The 4,705-nt window shown below is 41.1% G+C and carries 4 protein-coding genes and 1 pseudogene; 4 read left to right on the top strand and 1 reads right to left on the bottom strand.

Annotated features, from left to right (window positions below):
• The 3 genes and pseudogenes from L2737_RS22090 to L2737_RS22080 all read left to right on the top strand — a co-directional run.
• Nucleotides 1-675, top strand: a pseudogene (locus L2737_RS22090) (hypothetical protein); the annotation flags it as partial.
• 264 nt (nucleotides 676-939) lie between these two features.
• Nucleotides 940-1,932 (top strand): replication initiation protein, encoded by a 993-nt coding sequence (locus L2737_RS22085; protein WP_248957125.1) that lies wholly within the window; start codon nucleotides 940-942, stop codon nucleotides 1,930-1,932.
• A 747-nt stretch (nucleotides 1,933-2,679) separates the two neighbouring features.
• The gene (locus L2737_RS22080) at nucleotides 2,680-3,018 is read left to right on the top strand and encodes a hypothetical protein (protein ID WP_248957124.1); all 339 of its coding nucleotides are present in this window, start codon (nucleotides 2,680-2,682) and stop codon (nucleotides 3,016-3,018) included.
• Here the strand turns inward: L2737_RS22080 and L2737_RS22075 are convergent.
• Entirely contained in the window at nucleotides 3,015-3,437 is a 423-nt protein-coding gene (locus L2737_RS22075; RefSeq protein WP_248957123.1) for a hypothetical protein, read from the bottom strand. The two genes, L2737_RS22080 and L2737_RS22075, sit on opposite strands and share 4 nt — an antisense overlap.
• A 224-nt stretch (nucleotides 3,438-3,661) precedes the next feature.
• Here L2737_RS22075 and L2737_RS22070 point away from each other — a divergent pair.
• Nucleotides 3,662-4,705: MobA/MobL family protein (locus tag L2737_RS22070; protein WP_248957122.1), on the top strand; the 1,044-nt coding region annotated here is incomplete at its 3' end.

The following is a 4,705-nucleotide window of genomic DNA, read 5'->3' as shown; positions in this document are numbered from 1 at the left end:
CGTAAAGCATTGCTAGCGGCACAGCAGAAGGCGGCACAAGCAGAGCAAGAGCGTAAAGCATTGCTAGCGGCACAGCAGAAGGCAGCACAAGCGGAGCAAGAGCGTAAAGCATTGCTAGCGGCACAGCAGAAGGCAGTACAGGCGGAGCAGGAACGTAAAGCATTGTTAGCAGCGCAGCAGAAGGCAGCACAGGCGGAGCAGGAACGTAAAGCTATACAGGGGCGTACACCGTTTGATCTAGTAAATATTAGAATGAAATCAATAGTCAGACCAAGAGCGTTTGGCAGAGAGATTGAGAGCTTGTCGGGAGATATTCCCATCGGTGAAATAATGATAGATGTCATAAAAGCACATAAAAACGGTTATAGCGCGGATTTGACTGAGGGCAATAATAGTCATCTCTATGGAAACGATACAGCTCAAAGTATTAAGCGCTTTATGCTCAAAAATATATACTCTTATGATGTTGTCTATGACTATTGCAATTTAAGTACTAAAGAATTTACAGAAAAGCATGATCTAAAATTCGATTTAGACGACTTGCAGAAGTTAAATGATGCAAATCCACCTACGCCAGTCATCGAACCAATGCGGGACACTAGAGTCAATGCAGCACTGAACGCAGAGCCAAAACCGCAAACTGATTCATCTTATGATAACAGTCCAGGTTTTTAACAAAATGAGAAGTAATTGCTATTGATAAGCTAGATATGATGGGGGTTACAGCAGATTGACGATGATATGAATAAAGCGTAAACTCGGCTCATAAAACGGATTAAGCCCCGATGCTGGAAACATCGGGGCTTGGTATAATTCTCAGTGTGTAGAACACTAAAAATCACGAAATCACCAGCGTATTTTACTGTTTTATACACTCAAAGACAAGGCAATTTAGTAACAGAAAGCTATACGCTTACTAGATTGAAGTGCTAAAAGTGTATGTATAACATCAAATCAATAAGCCATCATGACTGGCGCACGCACGTAGAAACAAAAGATTTTTATAACAACCTCCCCAAACAGCCCTATTGCAGCGCTGGAAAAGATGCTGACGGTAATTTATATGCGATGATTGATACTAAAGCCAACGCTATAAAACAACCACTCATACAAGCAAACCCACCACACGAGAAGCACTATATCGTTATAGATCTAGACGATACTGACGCTTTACATAAGACTTTGAAAGAGTCAGAAGTACCACCGCCTCACTTGATTATATGTAATCCCAAAAATGGACACGCACATCTAGTGTATAAGCTAGCTATGCCTGTGTTCACTTGGGGAAACGTTAGTCAGCATGCCATACGTTATCTAGCTAAAGTAGAGAAAGGGCTAAGGTACGCGCTTGGTGGTGATGCAGGATACAGCGGTAACTTGATGAAAAACCCTGCTAGCAAAGAGTGGAGAACTTATAGTGTTACAACAGCACCGAAAGAAGGCTACACACTTAATTTTTTAGAGCAAGAACTTATACAGCTTATCAATTTTACAGCAGTACATAACAGCGTAAAGACTGCTCGACCCTTGAACGACATGGGTTTCGCACGTAATTGCAACTTGTTTGATCGGACAAGAGTAATAGCTTATGGGCTTGGTGGCGGCAGCCAAAGGGAGCTTTTTAAAAAGATATTACCAATTGCTCAAGAGTTAAATAACACATTTGATGAGCCGTTATTTTTTAATGAAGTAACATACATTGCAAGAAGCATCGCAAAATACTGCTCACGAAAGAACTTCACTGAGAGTCACAAGCGCTTCTCTGATAAGCAGTCGAGAATTGCGAGCTACCGATGGGGGGATAACACAGAAAAGAAGCAACAGGCGCAAATTTGGGCATCTGAGGGAGTCAGTTTCAAAGTGATTTCAGAACGATTAGGTATAAACCCTAGAACCCTTACTCGGTGGGGCATAGAGAAGAATAAAAAATAAAATCGGACATGCCGTAGTCAGATGTTGTCCGTTGGGTGGTTTTGGGGTGTGCCTTAGCTCTCGTCTGTTAAGCATTACTAATCAATTCGTCATGCTTATACTCGTTACAGAGTCGCAATCCCGATCCGCCCGAATCTGCTTAGGCTACTTCTACATCGTTTTCTTGCTAAACAAGTTTAATACCTCCCCTATTGTTCTAAGTGAGTCGCAATCCTGCTATCTGCTGCTCGCGTTGGTGCTGCTCCCGTTCTCATCCTCTGCCAACTGCGCCTAATGTTGCTCCTATTGATATCTGACCTCCTGCCATCGGTTGCTATTACACCCATTATAGCCTGTAAATGGCTCTCTAAGCCCTTTTAAACCTCTGTCTGCTACCCTAGTAGCCTGTTATGCCTTCCGTAGCTCTTATAGGGCATTGTAGGAAGCTGTAATTTTTTAGCTTTTTTAATGTATTAAACCAAGTAAATCATAACAATTTATTATTATAATTCCTTTAAAAACAATGACTTACGTTTAATAAATATATGGATTATGCATAAAATCACTGATAATAATCATCAATGAGTACAAACATACTCTAAATTAATTGTATCGTACTCTACAAAATGAGTATAAATGAACTCAATAAGAAAAAATGAGTACAAATGGACTCAAAATATTATTGAGTATATTTAAACTCAATGCTATAATACGAGTACAAATAAACTCAAAGCTATTGAAAGCCCTACTAATAAAGGATTTTTAGAGATGGATACGAACTATGAACGTAATATAAAAGTTACTATGAATGAGGTGTATAAAGGAGTTGAGCGTAGAAGTAGCACAACGTTAAGCTATGTTATATGCAATTACTATTTTGGCGAGATCTTACACCCGAAAGAAGCTGTTAAGGCACATGACAAGAGATACAAAGACCCCCAAGCTCGCTATAGAAAATGGTTAGAAGGGAAAGTAACGGCTTGGGCTAAGACTCAACCGCAAGCACGTAGCGAGTTACTAGAGAGATCGTTACTAGAACTGATACATGCCGAGGGTTACAGGCAGGGATTAGATAAAAATCGCGATAATAATGGGCTAGATATTTAAGGTGTAATAATCGAGGTATTTGGTTCTGTGATAGCTGGTAAATCACTCTTAACGACATCTTTATCTTTTTCTGATATATAGCCGCCATTAAAGAGTTGAAGCATTAAGGCGGCTATCTGTGGGCTGTCTTTACTCGCTGTTTTGAGTGCTGCACCCCATAGCACCTTTTTTCTCGTTTCTAGTTTTCTAGCAGCTGTTTTTTCGGCGTTTAATACACGTCTTGTAGCAGCTCTAGCAAGTACCAATTCATCAGATTTTTTCTCTGCTCTTAATAATACTGATAGCTTTTTATTTTCATCATCAGAGCGTGTTTTTCTTTCACCTAAGAGCATTATTAATCGTTGAGCATCGGTAGGTCTGTTAAAGCCATTAAAGCGCTTCACAAGCAAATCTAGGTAGTCTGTGTCGATGTTAGCCATATATGCTGATCCTATAATCAAAAGAGTTTCAAGATCCTAGCATGCTGTGATAATATTTGTATAGCCGTGTGTTTTTTCTTTGGCTGAGTAAGACAAAGCACGCTTAGTAGTTTCTCACAATTCCACTTCGTTACATTATGAGAAACTAGCGTGGCAAGGGTCAAAAACCCCCTTTGCAATCCCCAATCAGTCTATCGACTGACAACTACAAAAGAGCAGAAAAAATGGCTATCGGTCGGTTAAGCGTTGTGGTTGGAGCGCGAGGGAAAGCAAGCCCTCATGCGGAATATATAGCGCGTGAAGGTAAATATGAGAAAGACGAAAGTATTGAAAAGTTAGAAGCGACAGGTCACGGAAACATGCCCCAATGGGCGGAGCATGAACCTAATTTTTTCTGGAAAATGTCAGATAATTACGAGCGAAAAAACGGTACTTCTTATCGTGAGCATGTAATTTCTTTACCGCGAGAGCTTACGGTCGATCAACGCCATGAGCTTATCAAAGAATGGATTAAGCAAGAAATAGGCGAAAGACATGCTTATCAATATGCAATTCACAACCCACCAGCCTTAGACGGCGGCGAACAGCCGCATGCTCATATTATGTTTAGCGAGCGCTTGAGAGACGGTATAGATCGCGATCCTGATAGCTACTTTAAGAGATACAACAGCAAAAATCCTGAGAGTGGAGGATCTAAAAAAGCGAATACTCCAAAGCTCGCAGCGGAGCGTAAACTAGAGCTGAAACAGCAACGAGATCGATGGGAAAAGATGTGTAATACACACCTGGAACTTGCAGGAAGTGATGCAAAGATAAGTATGAAAAGCTTAAAGGCGCAAAACATAAAGAGAGAGCCGACCAACTTTACAATGTCAGAAATTCAAGACGAGACAATCAGAAAATCATACATTGATACGCTCGAAGCAAAAAAAGAAGTATTAAGCGTGATACCAAGCCAAGATGCGCTGGTTAAAGAAATTAAGACACAACAAGACTTAAAGACAGATGAGTTTACGCAGTCTCTTAAAGATGATTATGAGTTAGAGCGTATCGAGTTGTTAGTTGATGAGCATTATAAACAGCAAGAAGTCCAAGCGGAGCAGGAACGTAAAGCATTGCTAGCGGCACAGCAGAAGGCGGCACAAGCAGAGCAAGAGCGTAAAGCATTGCTAGCGGCACAGCAGAAGGCGGCACAAGCAGAGCAAGAGCGTAAAGCATTGCTAGCGGCACAGCAGAAGGCAGCACAAGCGGAGCAAGAGCGTAAAGCA

This window comes from Shewanella electrodiphila, assembly GCF_023283985.1.
Taxonomy (GTDB): domain Bacteria; phylum Pseudomonadota; class Gammaproteobacteria; order Enterobacterales; family Shewanellaceae; genus Shewanella; species Shewanella electrodiphila.
Note: the sequence above shows the minus strand (reverse complement) of the source record. Positions and strands in the feature narration are given on the sequence as shown.